At 63.1% G+C, this 13,941-nt stretch carries 16 protein-coding genes; 10 read left to right on the top strand and 6 right to left on the bottom strand.

Translation table 11 applies throughout. The features are described 5' to 3' along the window. Positions 1-55: 55 nt before the first annotated feature. From HAP54_RS13005 to HAP54_RS12995, 3 genes are all read right to left on the bottom strand, one after another. A complete protein-coding gene (locus HAP54_RS13005) occupies positions 56-274 on the bottom strand; it encodes a transposase (RefSeq protein WP_414646219.1) in 219 nt (72 codons plus the stop codon). A 107-nt stretch (positions 275-381) separates the two neighbouring features. Then, positions 382-1,511 (bottom strand): IS3-like element ISRj2 family transposase gene (locus HAP54_RS13000; RefSeq protein WP_166307802.1). Its coding sequence is split into 2 segments (ribosomal slippage): positions 382-1,259 and positions 1,259-1,511, totalling 1,131 coding nucleotides; the frame shifts between segments, so codons are not numbered across the junction. 37 nt (positions 1,512-1,548) lie between these two features. After that, positions 1,549-2,757, bottom strand: coding sequence for an IS1182 family transposase (locus tag HAP54_RS12995; protein ID WP_166300454.1), 1,209 nt, complete (start codon positions 2,755-2,757; stop codon positions 1,549-1,551). 120 nt (positions 2,758-2,877) lie between these two features. Here HAP54_RS12995 and HAP54_RS12990 point away from each other — a divergent pair, with 120 nt between their 5' ends. The 8 genes from HAP54_RS12990 (at position 2,878) to HAP54_RS12955 (ending at position 10,739) form a co-directional block, all read left to right on the top strand. Then, positions 2,878-3,642, top strand: a complete 765-nt coding sequence (locus HAP54_RS12990) for a Crp/Fnr family transcriptional regulator (RefSeq protein WP_166300452.1) — start codon at positions 2,878-2,880, stop codon at positions 3,640-3,642. Positions 3,643-3,719: 77 nt separating this feature from the next. Then, positions 3,720-4,385, top strand: a complete 666-nt coding sequence (locus tag HAP54_RS12985) for a prolipoprotein diacylglyceryl transferase (RefSeq protein WP_224741938.1) — start codon at positions 3,720-3,722, stop codon at positions 4,383-4,385. Beyond that, positions 4,366-5,811, top strand: coding sequence for a radical SAM protein (locus HAP54_RS12980; protein ID WP_166300450.1), 1,446 nt, complete (start codon positions 4,366-4,368; stop codon positions 5,809-5,811). Before HAP54_RS12985 ends, HAP54_RS12980 begins: the two co-directional genes overlap by 20 nt. Further along, entirely contained in the window at positions 5,808-6,080 is a 273-nt protein-coding gene (locus HAP54_RS12975) for a hypothetical protein (protein WP_224741276.1), read from the top strand. The genes HAP54_RS12980 and HAP54_RS12975 overlap by 4 nt, the downstream gene beginning before the upstream one ends. 9 nt (positions 6,081-6,089) lie before the next feature. Then, the gene (locus HAP54_RS12970; RefSeq protein ID WP_166293475.1) at positions 6,090-6,260 is read left to right on the top strand and encodes a hypothetical protein; all 171 of its coding nucleotides are present in this window, start codon (positions 6,090-6,092) and stop codon (positions 6,258-6,260) included. Between the two features lie 355 nt (positions 6,261-6,615). After that, positions 6,616-8,442, top strand: coding sequence for a translational GTPase TypA (typA, locus tag HAP54_RS12965; protein ID WP_166300448.1), 1,827 nt, complete (start codon positions 6,616-6,618; stop codon positions 8,440-8,442). 164 nt (positions 8,443-8,606) lie between these two features. Further along, positions 8,607-9,857: a flavin monoamine oxidase family protein gene (locus tag HAP54_RS12960; protein ID WP_166300446.1), complete on the top strand. Its 1,251-nt coding sequence runs from the start codon at positions 8,607-8,609 to the stop codon at positions 9,855-9,857. A gap of 42 nt (positions 9,858-9,899) precedes the next feature. After that, positions 9,900-10,739, top strand: coding sequence for a DUF3883 domain-containing protein (locus HAP54_RS12955; RefSeq protein WP_166300444.1), 840 nt, complete (start codon positions 9,900-9,902; stop codon positions 10,737-10,739). 6 nt (positions 10,740-10,745) lie between these two features. Here the strand turns inward: HAP54_RS12955 and HAP54_RS12950 are convergent, their stop codons facing one another. Genes HAP54_RS12950 through HAP54_RS12940 form a run of 3 tightly spaced genes read right to left on the bottom strand, consistent with a single transcriptional unit; the run spans position 10,746 to position 13,013 of the window. Next, entirely contained in the window at positions 10,746-11,153 is a 408-nt protein-coding gene (locus HAP54_RS12950; protein ID WP_166300443.1) for a thiol-disulfide oxidoreductase DCC family protein, read from the bottom strand. A gap of 59 nt (positions 11,154-11,212) precedes the next feature. After that, the gene (locus HAP54_RS12945) at positions 11,213-12,541 is read right to left on the bottom strand and encodes an SDR family oxidoreductase (protein ID WP_166300441.1); all 1,329 of its coding nucleotides are present in this window, start codon (positions 12,539-12,541) and stop codon (positions 11,213-11,215) included. A gap of 7 nt (positions 12,542-12,548) precedes the next feature. After that, entirely contained in the window at positions 12,549-13,013 is a 465-nt protein-coding gene (locus HAP54_RS12940; protein WP_166307799.1) for a DUF2269 family protein, read from the bottom strand. On the opposite strand from HAP54_RS12940, the gene HAP54_RS12935 reads away from it, so the two are divergent. Beyond that, the gene (locus HAP54_RS12935; protein ID WP_166293473.1) at positions 12,906-13,343 is read left to right on the top strand and encodes a hypothetical protein; all 438 of its coding nucleotides are present in this window, start codon (positions 12,906-12,908) and stop codon (positions 13,341-13,343) included. The genes HAP54_RS12940 and HAP54_RS12935 overlap by 108 nt on opposite strands. Before the next feature lie 45 nt (positions 13,344-13,388). After that, positions 13,389-13,898 (top strand): GNAT family N-acetyltransferase, encoded by a 510-nt coding sequence (locus HAP54_RS12930; RefSeq protein WP_166213193.1) that lies wholly within the window; start codon positions 13,389-13,391, stop codon positions 13,896-13,898. The last annotated feature ends 43 nt before the right edge of the window (positions 13,899-13,941 follow it).

Genomic DNA, 13,941 nt, shown 5'->3' with positions numbered 1-13,941 from the left:
TAGGAGCCCGTCCAGATATGTTTTCGTGACGGGCATTTGTTGTAGAGTAGCAGGCTCAGGCTGCGTTTGCGAGGTTGAACAGCTTGAGGAGGTTATGGACGGTGCAGATCATTGTCCACTCGGCGCGCACTTTCTCGATGCCCCGCAACAGGAACTGGCGGAAGCCTCTTGCCTGTTTGATCTGCCCGAACACCGGCTCCACCACTTGCTTTCGCAATCGGTAGGGTGTTTCGAAAGAGCTGGCGCCGGTTGTTTGGACAGCGCCCCGCGGGATTTAAGTGGATTCCTGCCGGGTTATGCTGAACGCGGGGCCTTACGATTTTGTCGTTGCGTCGGGAGGGCGTAGCCCGACCAGAGCGACGACAAAATCGTCGGCGACGGTCATGCGGCCATCACCATAGCTTGCGTGCCGAAGTAAGCCTCGTCGGGCGTGCGCCCGTCAAGGCTCGAGTGAGGGCGTCCCTGATTGTAGAAGGCCAGATACTTGGCAATTGACGCTCGCGCCTCGGACACGCTGTCGTAGGCGCGGAGATAAACTTCTTCGTATTTGACCGTGCGCCAGAGCCGCTCGACAAACACGTTGTCGCGCCAGGCGCCCTTGCCGTCCATGCTGATGGCGATCTTCGCGTCCAGCAGCACATCGGTGAACTCGAGGCTGGTGAACTGGCTGCCCTGGTCCGTGTTGAAAATCTCGGGCCTGCCGTGCTTCGCCAACGCCTCCTGGACCGCTTCGACGCAGAAGGCCGCCTCCATTGTGATCGAGACGCGATGGGCCAGGACCCGTCGGCTGAACACATCGACGACCGCCGCGAGATAGACGAAGCCACGCCGCATCGGAATGTAGGTGATGTCCATTGCCCACGCCTGGTCGGGCCGCTCGATCTTCAATCCGCGCAACAGGTACGGGTAGATATTGTGACCCGGTGCCGGCTTACTCGTGTTCGGGCGACGATAGACCGCCTCGATCCCCATGCGCTTCATCAGCGTCGCGATGTGGCGGCGACCGGCGTATACGCCCTCCCGCCGCAGCAACGATCGCTGCATACGCGCTCCCGCGAAGGGATAATCGAGATGCAGCTCATCGAGCCGACGCATCAAGGCAAGGTCCTCGGCCGAAACTGGCCGAGGTTCATAGTAGACCGTGCTGCGAGCCAGCTTCAGGACCTTCGCCTGGCGCACGATAGAAAGATCATGACCGCGGTCGATCATCGCTTTGCGCTCAGCAGGCCCGCCTTGGTGAGCGCGCCGGACAAAAAATCGTTTTCCAACGCCAGCTCGCCGATCTTGGCATGTAACGCCTTCAAATCGACCGGCGTCTCGGCCGACGCCTTGTCATGCCCAAACACGCCGGCGGCGCCTTCCAGGAGCTGGTTTTTCCAGATCGTGATCTGGTTCGGATGAACATCAAACAGTTGCGCCAGCTCCGCCAGCGTCTTGTCGCCTTTGACCGCAGCCAAAGCAACCTTCGCCTTGAATGCCGGAGAATGCATCCGGCGGCTCTTCTTCGTCATCTTCGCTCCTGATTCGCGGCAAGAATCCTCGCCGCTGTCAGGCAGAAAATCCACTCAAGCTACTGTCCGAATTTGCGGAGCCAGCTCTGAAGCCGCCATCGTCGATCTTCTTTCGCATGGCCTGTGTCAGCGGGCCGCCGACTTTTCCGTTCGCTACTGTCGGGTGCTTGGCGCGTCCGGGCGCGACATAGCCATCGATGCTGCGTGTGTCGAGCGCTTCGAGATTGGCTTCGCTGCAGTAGCCGGAATCCGCTGAGGCCTGCCGCGGCTTGCGGCCAAGATTGCTCTCGATGGCCTCGATCAGGGGCACCAACTGGCCCTGATCGAGGCCGTGCTGGGTCAGTTCTTGCGCGACAATGATCTGGGCATGTGCATCGACGGCCGCCTGGGCATTATAGGCCTGAACGAAGCCATCCTTCGACTTCATGATGCGGCTTTCCGGATCGGTGAAGTTGCGTTGCGCCTTGGGATTGGGTTCCTCCGATGGCAGCGCCGCCGGTTTGCCCGGCTTCTTGCGGCCTTCGGCCTGGCGCTGCTGTTCCTTTTCGGCCTCGATGCGGCGCTCTTCCTCCGCCGCCAGTTTGGCGTCCGCTTCCAGCGCCGCCATCGCTTGCTGGATCTTCGCCAGCCGTTTCTGCTTGTCGACGGTCCAGTCCGGCAGTTCGTCGCTGTTGCCGAAAGTCTCATCCTCCGAGGCATCCGCCGCCTCGGCGGCCGCCAGCATGCGAGCGACCTCGGCCTTCAATTCCGCCTCGCGCTTCTTCATGCGCTCATAACTCATCGCCTTGTGTTTCGACGCGTTCGCCTTGATCTTCGTACCATCCAGCGCGACATGACCGAGCTTGACCAGCCCGGCCGTCTCGCACAACTTCAGAACCTGCACGAATAGCGCGCCGAGCGCCTTCAAATGTCGCTTGCGAAAGTCGCTGATCGTCCGAAAATCCGGCGCATCCAGCGCCACGATCATCACAAAATCGTTCCGCTCCCGGCAGGCCTTGGCAATCCGACGCGACGAATACAGCCCACTCGCATAGCTATGCAGCAGCAGCGCCACCATCATCCGCGGATCAAACGGCGGCTGCCCAAGCCCGCTCACATAGCTGCCCATGATCTCCCTGAGATCGAGGCTCTCCCGCACCAGATCAACCATAAACCGCGAGACATGGCCTTTCGGCACGAAGTCCTGCACATTCGGCGGCAGAAGCAGCGTCTGATCGATGTTCCAAGGCCGAAAATACTTGCTCATCGCCCAATGTTGAATCAGACCCGACCAGATTTGAACAGCGACTATCCAGACAAGCTCCTAGTGAACATAAGTCCAGGAACTTTCTGGTTATGGTCCGCGTTGGGTTTGCAGGATTTTCCAATGATTGCCAAACGGACCGAGTTGGCCGGGACAAGTGACCGGCCGTTCAACAATCTCTTGCGCCGGCTGAACGCCGCGGACTACGAGCTGATCGCGCCGCATCTTGCGCTGGTCGAAGCGGCGGCCGGCGATCTGCTGTACAATCCCGGCGACGACGTTCAGATCGCGCATTTCCCATGCGGACCGAGTCTTGCGTCCTACATGGTGCCCAATGAGGACGGGCGCGATGTCGAGACCATCCTGGTCGGCCGCGAGGGCGCGGTCGGCGGCATCGTCAGCCAGGGCTTCCTGCCGGCCTATACCCGCATCACCGTCAAGTTCGGCGGGCCATTTGTGCGGCTGCCGGTCAGCAGACTCGACGCCGCCAAGCTGAAGTCGATCTCGGTGCGCAACATCTTCGCGCGCTATGCCGACTGCATGCTGGCGCAGATCTTCCAGTCGACCGCCTGCAATGCGATTCACTCGATCGAGCAACGCGCCGCGAAATGGATCATCTCGGCGATCGAGCGCACCAACGGCAACGGCGTGGTGCCGCTCACCCATGAGCAGCTCTCGACCTTGCTCGGCGTCGGCCGCAGCTACACCAGCCGGGTGATCCAGAACTTCAAGGCGGAAGGCGTGCTGGAGACCCGCCGCGGCGCGATCGTGATCCGCGACCCGGACACGCTGCGGCAGCGCTCCTGCCTGTGCAACGAGGCGGTGAAGGATCATTTCGAGGAAGTGCTGCGCGGGGTCTATCCGAGCGAGGACAACCCGGCGAACTAAGTCCGCTGCGGACGGCTGACTTCGCACCACAAATTCGAGGCTTTTTGTAGCTCGTCATGCCCGGGCTTGTCCCGGCCATGACGATGCGGAAAAGTCAGCGCAAGCACCAACGAAAGCTGCCGTCGGCGCAATCCTTCGAGCTCTCCTATATCGCCGCGCTGGTGTTCGGCGCCGGTATCGGTGCCTACATTTTCGGCACGCTGAACCTGTGGTTCTCAGGCATGCCGGGCATCGCCCGCTCGGTCGAGGGCGCGCTGGCCGGCGGCATCGTCGCGATCGAGCTCTATAAATGGCTGCATGGGATCTCGCTGCGCACCGGGGCGCGGTTCGCGCTGCCGCTCGCGGTCGGCGTCGCGGTCGGCCGGCTCGGCTGCTACTTCGCGGGGCTCGAGGACTTCACCTACGGCACGCCGACCACGTTGCCCTGGGGCCACGATTTCGGCGACGGCGTGCTGCGCCATCCGGTGCAGCTCTATGAGAGCCTGGCGATGGCGGCGTTCGCCGCCTTCTATGTCGTGATGGTGTTGAACCGCAACGCCGCTGTTATCACCAATGGATTCTACCTCGTGCTGTTCTATTACGGGCTGCAGCGCTTCGTCTGGGAGTTCATCAAGCCCTATGGCGCGCTGATCGGGCCGCTCTCGCTGTTCCACCTGCTGTCGCTGTTTGTCATGGTCTATGCCGCAATCATGCTGGCGACGGCCCCAAATGTGAGCTTGAAGCATGAACGCGCCGCTGCGTAAGTCTCGCCCTTACATCTTCTGGGGCCAGACCCAATCGCTTTGCGAGACCTGCCTGACCCTGGTGCCGACCAAGATCCAGATCCTCGGCAACGAGGTCTGGTACGAGAAGCGGTGCAAGCAGCACGGCGTGCAGTCGACGCTGGTCTCGACCGATTCCGCCTATTGGCGGCTGTGCAAGGATTTCATCAAGCCCGGCGACCGGCCGCTCGCCTTCCAGCGCCACACCGAATTCGGCTGCCCCTATGATTGCGGACTGTGCCCGGACCACGAGCAGCATTCCTGCCTGGCGCTGATCGAGATCACCGAGCACTGCAACCTGACCTGCCCGGTGTGCTTTGCGGATTCCTCGCCGGCACGCTCAAGCTTCACGCCGCTGGCAAAGATCGAGAAGATGCTCGACGCGCTGGTGGCGAGCGAGGGCGAGCCCGATCTCGTGCAGATCTCCGGCGGCGAGCCGACGCTGCATCCAGACTTCTTCGCCATTCTGGATGCGGTACGCGCCCGCCCGATCCGCCACGTCATGATCAACACCAACGGCCTCAGGATCGCGCGCGAGCCGGATTTCGTGGCGAAGCTTGCCGAGAACAGGCGCGGGCTGGAGGTCTATCTGCAGTTCGATTCGCTCAAGCGCGACGCGCTGGTCAATTTGCGCGGCGCGGATTTGCGCAAGATTCGCCAGCAGGCGCTGGAGAACCTCGAGCGCGAGGGCGTCTCGACCACGCTGGTCGCCACCATCAAGCGCGGCGTCAACGATGCCGAGATCGGCGACATCGTCCGCCATGCACTCTCCTGGAAGTGCGTGCGCGGCGTCACGCTGCAGCCGGTGCAGGACGCCGGCCGCAACGAGCATTTCAACAAGGACACCGACCGCATCATGCTGTCGGAGATCCGCCAGCGCGTGGTCGAGACCGGAGTATTCGGCGACAAGGACATGATCCCGCTGCCGTGCAATCCCGAGAGCATCTCGATCGGCTACGGCCTGCGCAATGGCGACAAGGTGCTGCCGCTGACCTCGCTGATCCCGCAGGAGCAGCTCGTCGCTGTCATGCCCAACACGATCAGCCCGGAAAAATATCCGGTGCTGCGGGAAAAGTTCGTCGACCTGTTCTCGCTGTCGTCGGGGCCGCTGAACACAAGCGAGCGGATCTGCGAATTGCTGTGCTGCCTGCCGAGCTTCGAGGTGCCGGAGGGCCTGACTTACGAGAACGTCTTCCGCGTCACCATCGTGCAGTTTCTCGATCGCTTCAATTTCTGCGTCGGCAACGTCAAGCGCAGCTGCATCCACTTCGTCACCGAGAGCGGCGCGATCATCCCGTTCGACACCTACAATCTGTTCTACCGCGACGGAAAGATCGACGGCATCCGCGCGAGCCTGGCCGGCCAGACTTATCGCGAAGCACGGCAGACCGAGGAGGTGCCACGATGAGCGACGAGAGCCGGCCCATCATGCCCGACGGATCGCCTCCACCCTCGCTGCCTCCACGGCTCCCTCCGCAGCGCGGCGGCTGCGCGACCGCATTCATGGCGCTGTTTGGCGTGGCGCTGCTGCTGCCGGGGCTCTGCGCGGTGCTGTTCGGGGTCGGCGCCTTCACCTCGGCGAGCCCCGATCCCGGGCTCCTCTTCCTGGCTTTGCTCGGGCTCGCGGTCGGCTTCGCCGGCGTGATGCTGATCCGCGCCGCGATCAAGGGGAGCTAGAGGTCGACAGTGATCAACAATTTCGACCAGACCCCACCGAGCCGACCGCCCGAACCGCGGCAACGCAACGGCTGCGCCACCGCTTTCATGCTTGTCGTGGGGGGGATCTTGCTGATCCCGGGCGTCCTGTGCGCCATCCTCAACGTCAAATACGGCGCCGGATCCGGCAGCGACCCCTGACCTCGTTCGGGTTGCTGGTGGCGCTTGGCGGACTTGGGCTGATCGTGTTTACGCTTACCCGGTAACATGGCCGAATCAATGCCGAAAAGTCCCTCAAAACCCGCCTTCGGGACCAAAATCAGGCTCCCAAACGGCCAATAAACCGTTGTTTTTTGGCGATTTCTGACTATATTGCGCCGCAACGCGCAAGGTGCCCGGTCCTCTGACCGGGCTTCCTTTTTGGGGTGATGCGTCCCCGTCAAATTTCTTGGGTATGAGCGTGATCCGGGCCCGGTAGGGCCACGTGAGCGAGCGGCCGGCCAAATTGGTTCGGCGAGATCGCGCATCTGACCATTGCACGACCAGAAGAAGAGCCATGAACCTTCGCAACGTCGCCATTATCGCCCACGTCGACCACGGCAAGACCACCCTTGTCGACCGCCTGCTGCAGCAATCCGGCACCTTCCGCGAAAACCAGAAGGTCACCGAACGCGCCATGGACTCCAACGATCTGGAGCGCGAGCGCGGCATCACCATCCTGGCCAAGGCCGCCTCGGTGCAGTGGAAGGACATCCGCGTCAACATCGTCGACACCCCCGGCCACGCCGATTTCGGCGGTGAGGTCGAGCGCATCCTCAACATGGTGGACGGCGCGCTGGTGCTGGTCGATGCCGCCGAGGGCCCGCTGCCGCAGACCAAGTTCGTGGTCTCGAAGGCGCTCAAGATCGGGCTGAAGCCTATCGTCGTCATCAACAAGGTCGACCGTCCCGACGCGCGCCCGACCGAGGTCATCAACGAGGTGTTCGATCTGTTCGCCGCGCTCGACGCCAGCGAGGAGCAGCTCGACTTCCCGATTCTTTATGGGTCGGCCAAGCAGGGCTGGATGGCAGAGAGCCCGGAGGGTCCGAAGGACCTCGGCATGCAGCCGCTGTTCGACCTGATCGTGCGCCATGTCGAGCCGCCGAAGGTCGAGGAAGGTCCGTTCCGGATGATCGGCACCATCCTCGAGGCCAACCCCTATCTCGGCCGCATCATCACCGGCCGCATCTCCTCCGGCTCGATCAAGCCGAACCAGCAGGTCAAGGTGCTGTCGGCCGACGGCAAGCAGATCGAGACCGGCCGCCTGACCAAGATCCTCGCCTTCCGCGGCCTCGAGCGCACCCCGCTCGAGGAAGCCGAGGCCGGCGACATCGTCGCGATCGCGGGCCTCACCAAGGGCACCGTCGCCGACACCTTCTGCGATCCCACGGTCGAGACGCCGCTGCCGGCGCAGCCGATTGATCCGCCGACGGTGTCGATGTCGTTCATCGTCAACAACTCGCCGCTCGCCGGCACCGAAGGCGACAAGGTGACCTCGCGCATGATCCGCGACCGCCTGCTGCGCGAGGCCGAGGGCAATGTCGCGCTGCGCGTCGTCGAGGCCTCCGACAAGGACTCCATGGAAGTCTCCGGCCGCGGCGAATTGCAGCTCGCGATCCTGATCGAGACCATGCGCCGCGAGGGCTTTGAGCTCTCGGTGTCGCGCCCGCGCGTCGTGCTGCAGAAGGACGAGGCGACCGGCGCCTGGCAGGAGCCGATCGAGGAGGTCGTGATCGACGTCGACGAGGAGCATTCCGGCGTCGTCGTGCAGAAGATGAGCGAGCGCAAGGCCGAGATGATCGAGATGCGCCCGTCCGGCGGCAATCGCCTGCGGCTGGTGTTCTACGCGCCGACCCGCGGCCTGATCGGCTACCAGGGCGAACTGCTCACCGACACCCGCGGCACCGCGATCATGAACCGCATCTTCCACGGCTATGCCGCCTACAAGGGCGAGATCCAGGGTCGCCGCAACGGCGTCCTGATCTCCAACGACCAGGGCGAAGCGGTGGCCTACGCGATGTTCAAGCTGGAAGACCGCGGCCCGATGATGATCGAGCCGGGCTGGAAGGTCTACAAGGGCATGATCGTCGGCGAGCACACCCGCGACAACGACCTCGAGATCAACGTGCTGAAGGGCAAGCAGCTCACCAACATCCGCACCACCTCGAAGGACGAAGCGGTGCGCCTGACGCCGCCGATCCGGATGACCCTGGAAAAGGCGCTCGCCTATATCGAGGACGACGAGCTCGTCGAGGTGACGCCGAAGTCGATCCGGCTGCGCAAGAAGCATCTCGATCCGAACGACCGCAAGCGCGCCGAGAAAGCCAAGGAAGCCGTCGCTTAGACCTTTCTGTCGTGCCCCGGCTTGACCGGGGCACCCAGTACGCCGCGGCCTGTCGGCTCAATCATCGCTGCCTCTGAAGTACTGTCGTCACCCGCATTCGCGGGTGATGACAGTCATGCATGTGGCGGCTTCAGGCCCGGCGGCGGACGTGCTAGAGCCGGGGCATGAGTTCGCCTCCCTCCACGATCGATGTCGCCATCATCGGCGCCGGCGCGGCCGGCCTCGGCGCCGCGCATGCGCTGAAGGATTCCGGCCTCTCCACCATCGTGCTGGAAGCCCGCGACCGCCTCGGCGGCCGCGCCCATACCATCCAGGCCGCGCCGGACGTGGTGTTCGACGTCGGCTGCGGCTGGCTGCATTCGGCCGACCAGAACAGCTTTATCGGCATCGCCCAACAGCTCGACTTCGAACTCAACAAGGACCTGCCGCCGTGGCGCGAGCGCGCCTATGGCAAGGCGTTCCCGCAGGCCGAGCGCGACGCGTTCATGCTTGCGCTCGACGAATTCTACGACCGCATCGAGCAGGCCGCACAGGGCGGCAAGGACGGCTCCGCCGATCGCTATCTCCAGCCCGGCAATCGCTGGAACCCGATGATCGATGCGATCTCGACCTATGTGAATGGCTGCGAGCTCGACCAGCTCTCGATCCTCGACTTCGACGCCTACCAGGACAGCAACGTCAATTGGCGGGTGCGGCGCGGCTATGGCGCGCTGGTCGCGGCCTATGGCGCCCAGGTGCCGGTCGCGCTGAACTGCATCGTCAAGCTGATCGACCACGCAGGCCCGCGCGTCCGCATCGAGACCTCGCGCGGCACCTTGGAAGCGGACAGAGTGATCGTCACCGTACCGACCAATCTGATTGCCGATGAGACAATCCGCTTTTCGCCTGCGCTGCCCGACAAGCGCGATGCCGCGCGCGCTTTGCCGCTCGGCCTCGCCGACAAGGTGACGCTGGCGCTCGCCGAGCCCGAGGCGCTGCCGAAAGAGGGCAATCTGCGCGGCGCCACCATGCGCACCGAGATGGGCACCTATCACATCCGCCCGTTCGGCCAGCCCTGCATCGAGGGCTTCTTCGGCGGACGTTTTGCGCGACAGCTGGAAGATGCCGGCGACGGCGCCATCGCCGCCCACAGCATCGACGAGATCGTCTCCTTCCTCGGCAACGATTTCCGCCGCAAGCTGAAGCCGCTCAGCGAATCGCGCTGGGCGAACGACCCGTTCGCCCGCGGCTCCTACTCGCACGCGCTGCCCGGCCACGCCGACAAACGCGCCGTGCTGGCCACCCCAGTCGACGGCCGGCTGTTCTTCGCTGGAGAGGCGACGTCACCGCATTTCTTCTCGACCGCCCATGGCGCGCGGGACTCAGGCGAGCGGGCGGCGAAGGAAGTGGTGGGTGCGGCTAGCCCGAAGACCTGACGGAGACTGGACGCCACTCCCGGATTAGTCCATTTTTCGGGCATGGCCGCGGGAGAGCGCAAGAATTGGACGGATGAGGAGCTCGACCTCATCGTCGCTGACTACTTCTCAATGCTCAGCGATGAAATGCGTCATGCGCCGTACGACAAGACCCGACATCGACAGACGTTGATCGGTCAAATCAACCGAAGCAACAGCTCCATCGAATTCAAACACCACAACATTTCGGCGGTCCTTCAGTTACTCGAAATCCCTTGGATCAACGGGTACAAGCCCAGAGCCCATTTTCAAAAATCGATTATAGGCGCAGTGGAACGGTACATTATCAATCATCCCGCGGTCCTTCATCCGGAGCAGTTGCTCTCGAAAGAGATCGGAGAGCGGCCGCAGCTCTTCGTAGAGCCACCGCCTGGGCTAGTGATTAAGCCGCCCCGTCCTAGTGCGGCTCAGCGCCTCATCCGAAAATTCAATCCTGCCGAACGTGACCTTCTGAATCGGAAGTTAGGCCACGATGGTGAGCAGATCGTCTTTCATTTTGAACAACAGCGGCTCCGAGCGCTCGATCGATCTGACCTTGCTAAGAAGGTGAGGTGGGTTTCGATGGAGGATGGCGATGGTGCAGGCTACGATGTCTTGTCGTTCGACGCGCAAGGCAAAGAGAGATTTCTGGAAGTGAAGACTACGGTCGGTTCACAAACCGCGCCCTTCTATGTGACCCGCAATGAGCTTTCATTCTCAAGAGAGCGACCCAAAGAATTTCGAATTTGCCGCTTGTATGATTTTTTGAAGGCCCCAAAGATGTTCGAATTGGCACCGCCGCTCGAGAAGTTGGTATCGCTCGAACCCCTATCGTATGAAGCTTCGTTCGACAGGCGTGATTGAACACTTCTACTCCAGCACCCTCGCCTGCATATCAGCATCCGGCACAAAGCACGTCTCGTACTTCCCGAGTATCTTGTAGCGGTTGCGGGCGATGAGGCTGTAGACCGCGTCGCGCAGCGGCTTTGGGACCGCGAACAGCGCGCGGGTCCAGCCCCAGCCGGGGAGATGGCTCAGCACCGTCAACGCGGCGTCCGACTTCATCCAGGCGATGCCGCCATGGACCACGGCGTTGGTGTCGGGGTCCTCGGGGTCGATGCCAAATGTCTTTGCCAGCCGCGTGCCATAGTCCGACTGGATCGGCGTGAAGCGGAAGCGGCGCGCGGTGTCGCGGGCGATGACGAAGCGGACCCAGCGCGAGCAGAAGATGCAGACGCCGTCGTAGAGGATCACGTCGTCGTCGGGCCAACTACTCATCTTGATTTCCTTCGACGCATTTTCTTCACGCGAACCGGTTCCCACATCGCTCGAAAACGCTATCGGTTATCCAGGATCAAGAGTGCGACCAGCATCAGCACGATCGCAGGCCCGGTCTTCACCAGCGCGCCGAGCGGCTCGATCCAGAGATCGGGGGTCAGGATCGCCGATCCCGTCATGTAGCCGAGCGAAGCGATGATGCCGGCAACAAGACCGAACGCCGCGGTGCGGCGGATCGCGATCAGCACACCGATGCTCATGTCCATCAGGCTGGTCAGCACCGTCACCGGCCCGACCAGAGCGGGCGCGAAATGGTGTGCGCGCAAGATGCCCGCCGCGGCGTCATAGGAGATCACCAGCGCGATGAAGCCGGACGCCACCCAGAACAGCACGAGGCTTGCGAAGATCAGCGCCTTGATCAGGAACAGCCGCGCGAACCATTTGTCCTGAATGGTCGCGGGGCGGCCGCCGACGGCTTTCGCGATGGTCTTCGGCACGATACCGGTCGCTGCCATCCAGGCCGTGGGATCGCCAGTGACGCCACGGCGCAATTCGGCGATCGCATTGGAGCGCAGCGGCGGCATCCAGCCGAGGCGGCTTGCGAGATCGCCGAGGCGGGCGCCGAGATCGATCAGGAAGGGCGGCGTCGGAACACGAAAATCTTTCGCTGTGCCGAACGACCAGCGAAACTGGGCGATGACGCCGCCGAGCGAGATTGGCTGCTTCTGCATCAGGTCCCACGTCACCGCGCGCACCCGCTCATCGCCGACATCGTGCGCCGCAAGCCAGGCAATGGTCGCGGCGATATCCTCGACTGCGACGGACTGGAACGCGGTCGCGGCCTCGTTGGCCGGCAGATCGACCGGCAGCGCCGCCAGCGCGCGCAGCATGGCGCTGCCGCCATAGGCCGAAGGCGCAATGACGAAGCCGGGACGCAGGATCGCGTAGGCGATGCCGGACGCCGCGATCAGCCGTTCGGCCTCGCGCTTGGTGGTGCTGAAGGCGGTGCGGTCCTCATTGGCCGCGCCGGGAATCGAGATATGGACGAGACGGATGGCGCGGTGGCTGTCGCTGATCGCCTGCAGCAGCCGCGCCACGAAGTCGCGATGCACCGCGCGCGTGTCGCTACCCGGGCCGTCCTGCAACACGCCGAGGCAATTCACGACGACGTCGGCCTCATGGGTGCGAAGCAGCTGCGCCAGCGCCGCAGCATCCATCGACATGACAGGCAGCTCGAGGTCGGCGGCGCTCATCTTTTGTGCAGGCGTGAAGTGACGCGCGATCCCGATCACGTGAAAGCCGCGCGCCCGCAGATCGTCGGTGACGTAGCGCCCGATCAGGCCGGAGGCGCCGAGCACGAGCATGTTGTGTGATGCGCCGTCACTCATGGGAGTCCTAAAATGGCTTTGCAATCATCAGCCAGAGGATGATCATCACCGATCCGAAGCCGGGAATCCCGAACAGGAACCAGCGGCGAAACAGCGCAAAGTAGCGCGGCGGCAGCGGGTGGCCCTTGTCGGCCGCCGCTTGCGCGAGGTCGCGCATCTCCCTCTGCATGAAGATGACGGGAACCCAGAACACACCGGCCAGCGCGTAGAATGCGAGCGAAACCAACAGCCAGCGCTCGGTAAGGCTCGTTGCCGACAGCATCATCAGCAGTCCGCCGCTCACCGGCTGCAGCACGGCGCTCAGCGTGAAGATCATGTCTGCGATCACGACGATCGTCGCCGTGCGTGCGATGAAAGCCGCATCATGCGTGCGATGCGCCGCCAGCATGAAGAAGGCGATCCCGGTCCCGGTGCCGAGGATCACGATGGCGCCGAGCACATGCAGATATTTGATCAGGAAGTAGAGCGTCATCTCGGTCCGCTCGTGATCAGGCCGGTTTCGGCGCGCACAGATACCGCCGCTGCCATAGGCCGGACGGGCGCGAAAATCCACTGTGGCGGCGCAGGTGCGGAAGGATCGATGCACCCGCGGCACGGTTGGATTCGCTCGCAAAAATCCGCCAGCGAATCAAATCCGGGTGGGTTTTTTTCTGGCCTGCGGCATTGTCATAGAGCGCTGGCTATCCACGCTTTTGCACAGCACCGGATCGGCGATTGGTCGCTTCAGCCCGGCGAGTGTCCTCTTTCGGTACAAGCATTCATGACAGTGATGCAAAAAATCCACACGTTAACCGATAATTAACGATGGACCTTGAAGGCGGCGCTCCGACTTGCTTTGATTACATCCATGAGCACAACGCTAATCGAGGTCCGGCCGGCCAAAGCTGCAGACGCGGCTGCGGTGGCGTCTACCCACGACGAAGCCTGGCGCTCGGCGTATCAGGGAATCATCCCCGGCGCCGAACTCGAAAAGCTGATCAATCGCCGTGGCCCGCAGTGGTGGGATAGCGCGATCCGCAAGGGCAGCCGCGTCAGCGTGCTGGTGTTCGGCGACAGGATCGCGGGCTACGCCAATTACGGCCGCAACCGCGCCCGCAGCCTGCACTTCGAAGGCGAGATCTACGAGCTCTATCTGCGGCCGGAATTCCAGGGCCTCGGCTTCGGCCGGCGCCTGTTCGCCTCCGCCCGCCGCGACCTCCTGCAGAGCGGCCTCAAGAGCATGGTGATCTGGGCGCTCTCCGACAACGAGCCGGCGACCGAATTTTACCGTGCGCTGGGCGGCCGGATGGTGGCGCGCTCCTCGGAGCGGTTCGGGCCAAAATCGCTCGACAAGGTCGCTTTCGCCTGGACCAACTGAAAATCCTGCTTCTCTCGCAGCTGCAGCAAGGCTAAACCAGCCT

Origin of the sequence: Bradyrhizobium sp. 2S1 (genome assembly GCF_011516625.5) — a bacterium.
In the GTDB taxonomy this organism is placed as follows: Bacteria; Pseudomonadota; Alphaproteobacteria; order Rhizobiales; family Xanthobacteraceae; genus Bradyrhizobium; species Bradyrhizobium septentrionale.
The sequence above is the reverse complement of the archived record's forward strand: the minus strand, read 5'-3'. Positions and strand labels throughout refer to the sequence as shown.

Bases quoted from the DNA above. Each gene is read 5' to 3' on its own strand.
- HAP54_RS12945 (WP_166300441.1), bottom strand. From the start codon at position 12,541: ATGAGTGACGGCGCATCACACAACATGCTCGTGCTCGGCGCCTCCGGC.
- HAP54_RS12940 (WP_166307799.1), bottom strand. From the start codon at position 13,013: ATGACGCTCTACTTCCTGATCAAATATCTGCATGTGCTCGGCGCCATC.
- HAP54_RS12975 (WP_224741276.1), top strand. From the start codon at position 5,808: ATGAGCGACGAGAGCCGGCCCATCATGCCCGACGGATCGCCTCCACCC.
- HAP54_RS12935 (WP_166293473.1), top strand. From the start codon at position 12,906: ATGCGTGCGATGCGCCGCCAGCATGAAGAAGGCGATCCCGGTCCCGGT.
- HAP54_RS12985 (WP_224741938.1), top strand. From the start codon at position 3,720: ATGACGATGCGGAAAAGTCAGCGCAAGCACCAACGAAAGCTGCCGTCG.
- HAP54_RS12980 (WP_166300450.1), top strand. From the start codon at position 4,366: ATGAACGCGCCGCTGCGTAAGTCTCGCCCTTACATCTTCTGGGGCCAG.
- HAP54_RS12950 (WP_166300443.1), bottom strand. From the start codon at position 11,153: ATGAGTAGTTGGCCCGACGACGACGTGATCCTCTACGACGGCGTCTGC.
- HAP54_RS12960 (WP_166300446.1), top strand. From the start codon at position 8,607: ATGAGTTCGCCTCCCTCCACGATCGATGTCGCCATCATCGGCGCCGGC.
- HAP54_RS12990 (WP_166300452.1), top strand. From the start codon at position 2,878: ATGATTGCCAAACGGACCGAGTTGGCCGGGACAAGTGACCGGCCGTTC.
- HAP54_RS12930 (WP_166213193.1), top strand. From the start codon at position 13,389: ATGAGCACAACGCTAATCGAGGTCCGGCCGGCCAAAGCTGCAGACGCG.
- HAP54_RS12955 (WP_166300444.1), top strand. From the start codon at position 9,900: ATGGCCGCGGGAGAGCGCAAGAATTGGACGGATGAGGAGCTCGACCTC.
- HAP54_RS12995 (WP_166300454.1), bottom strand. From the start codon at position 2,757: ATGAGCAAGTATTTTCGGCCTTGGAACATCGATCAGACGCTGCTTCTG.
- typA (WP_166300448.1), top strand. From the start codon at position 6,616: ATGAACCTTCGCAACGTCGCCATTATCGCCCACGTCGACCACGGCAAG.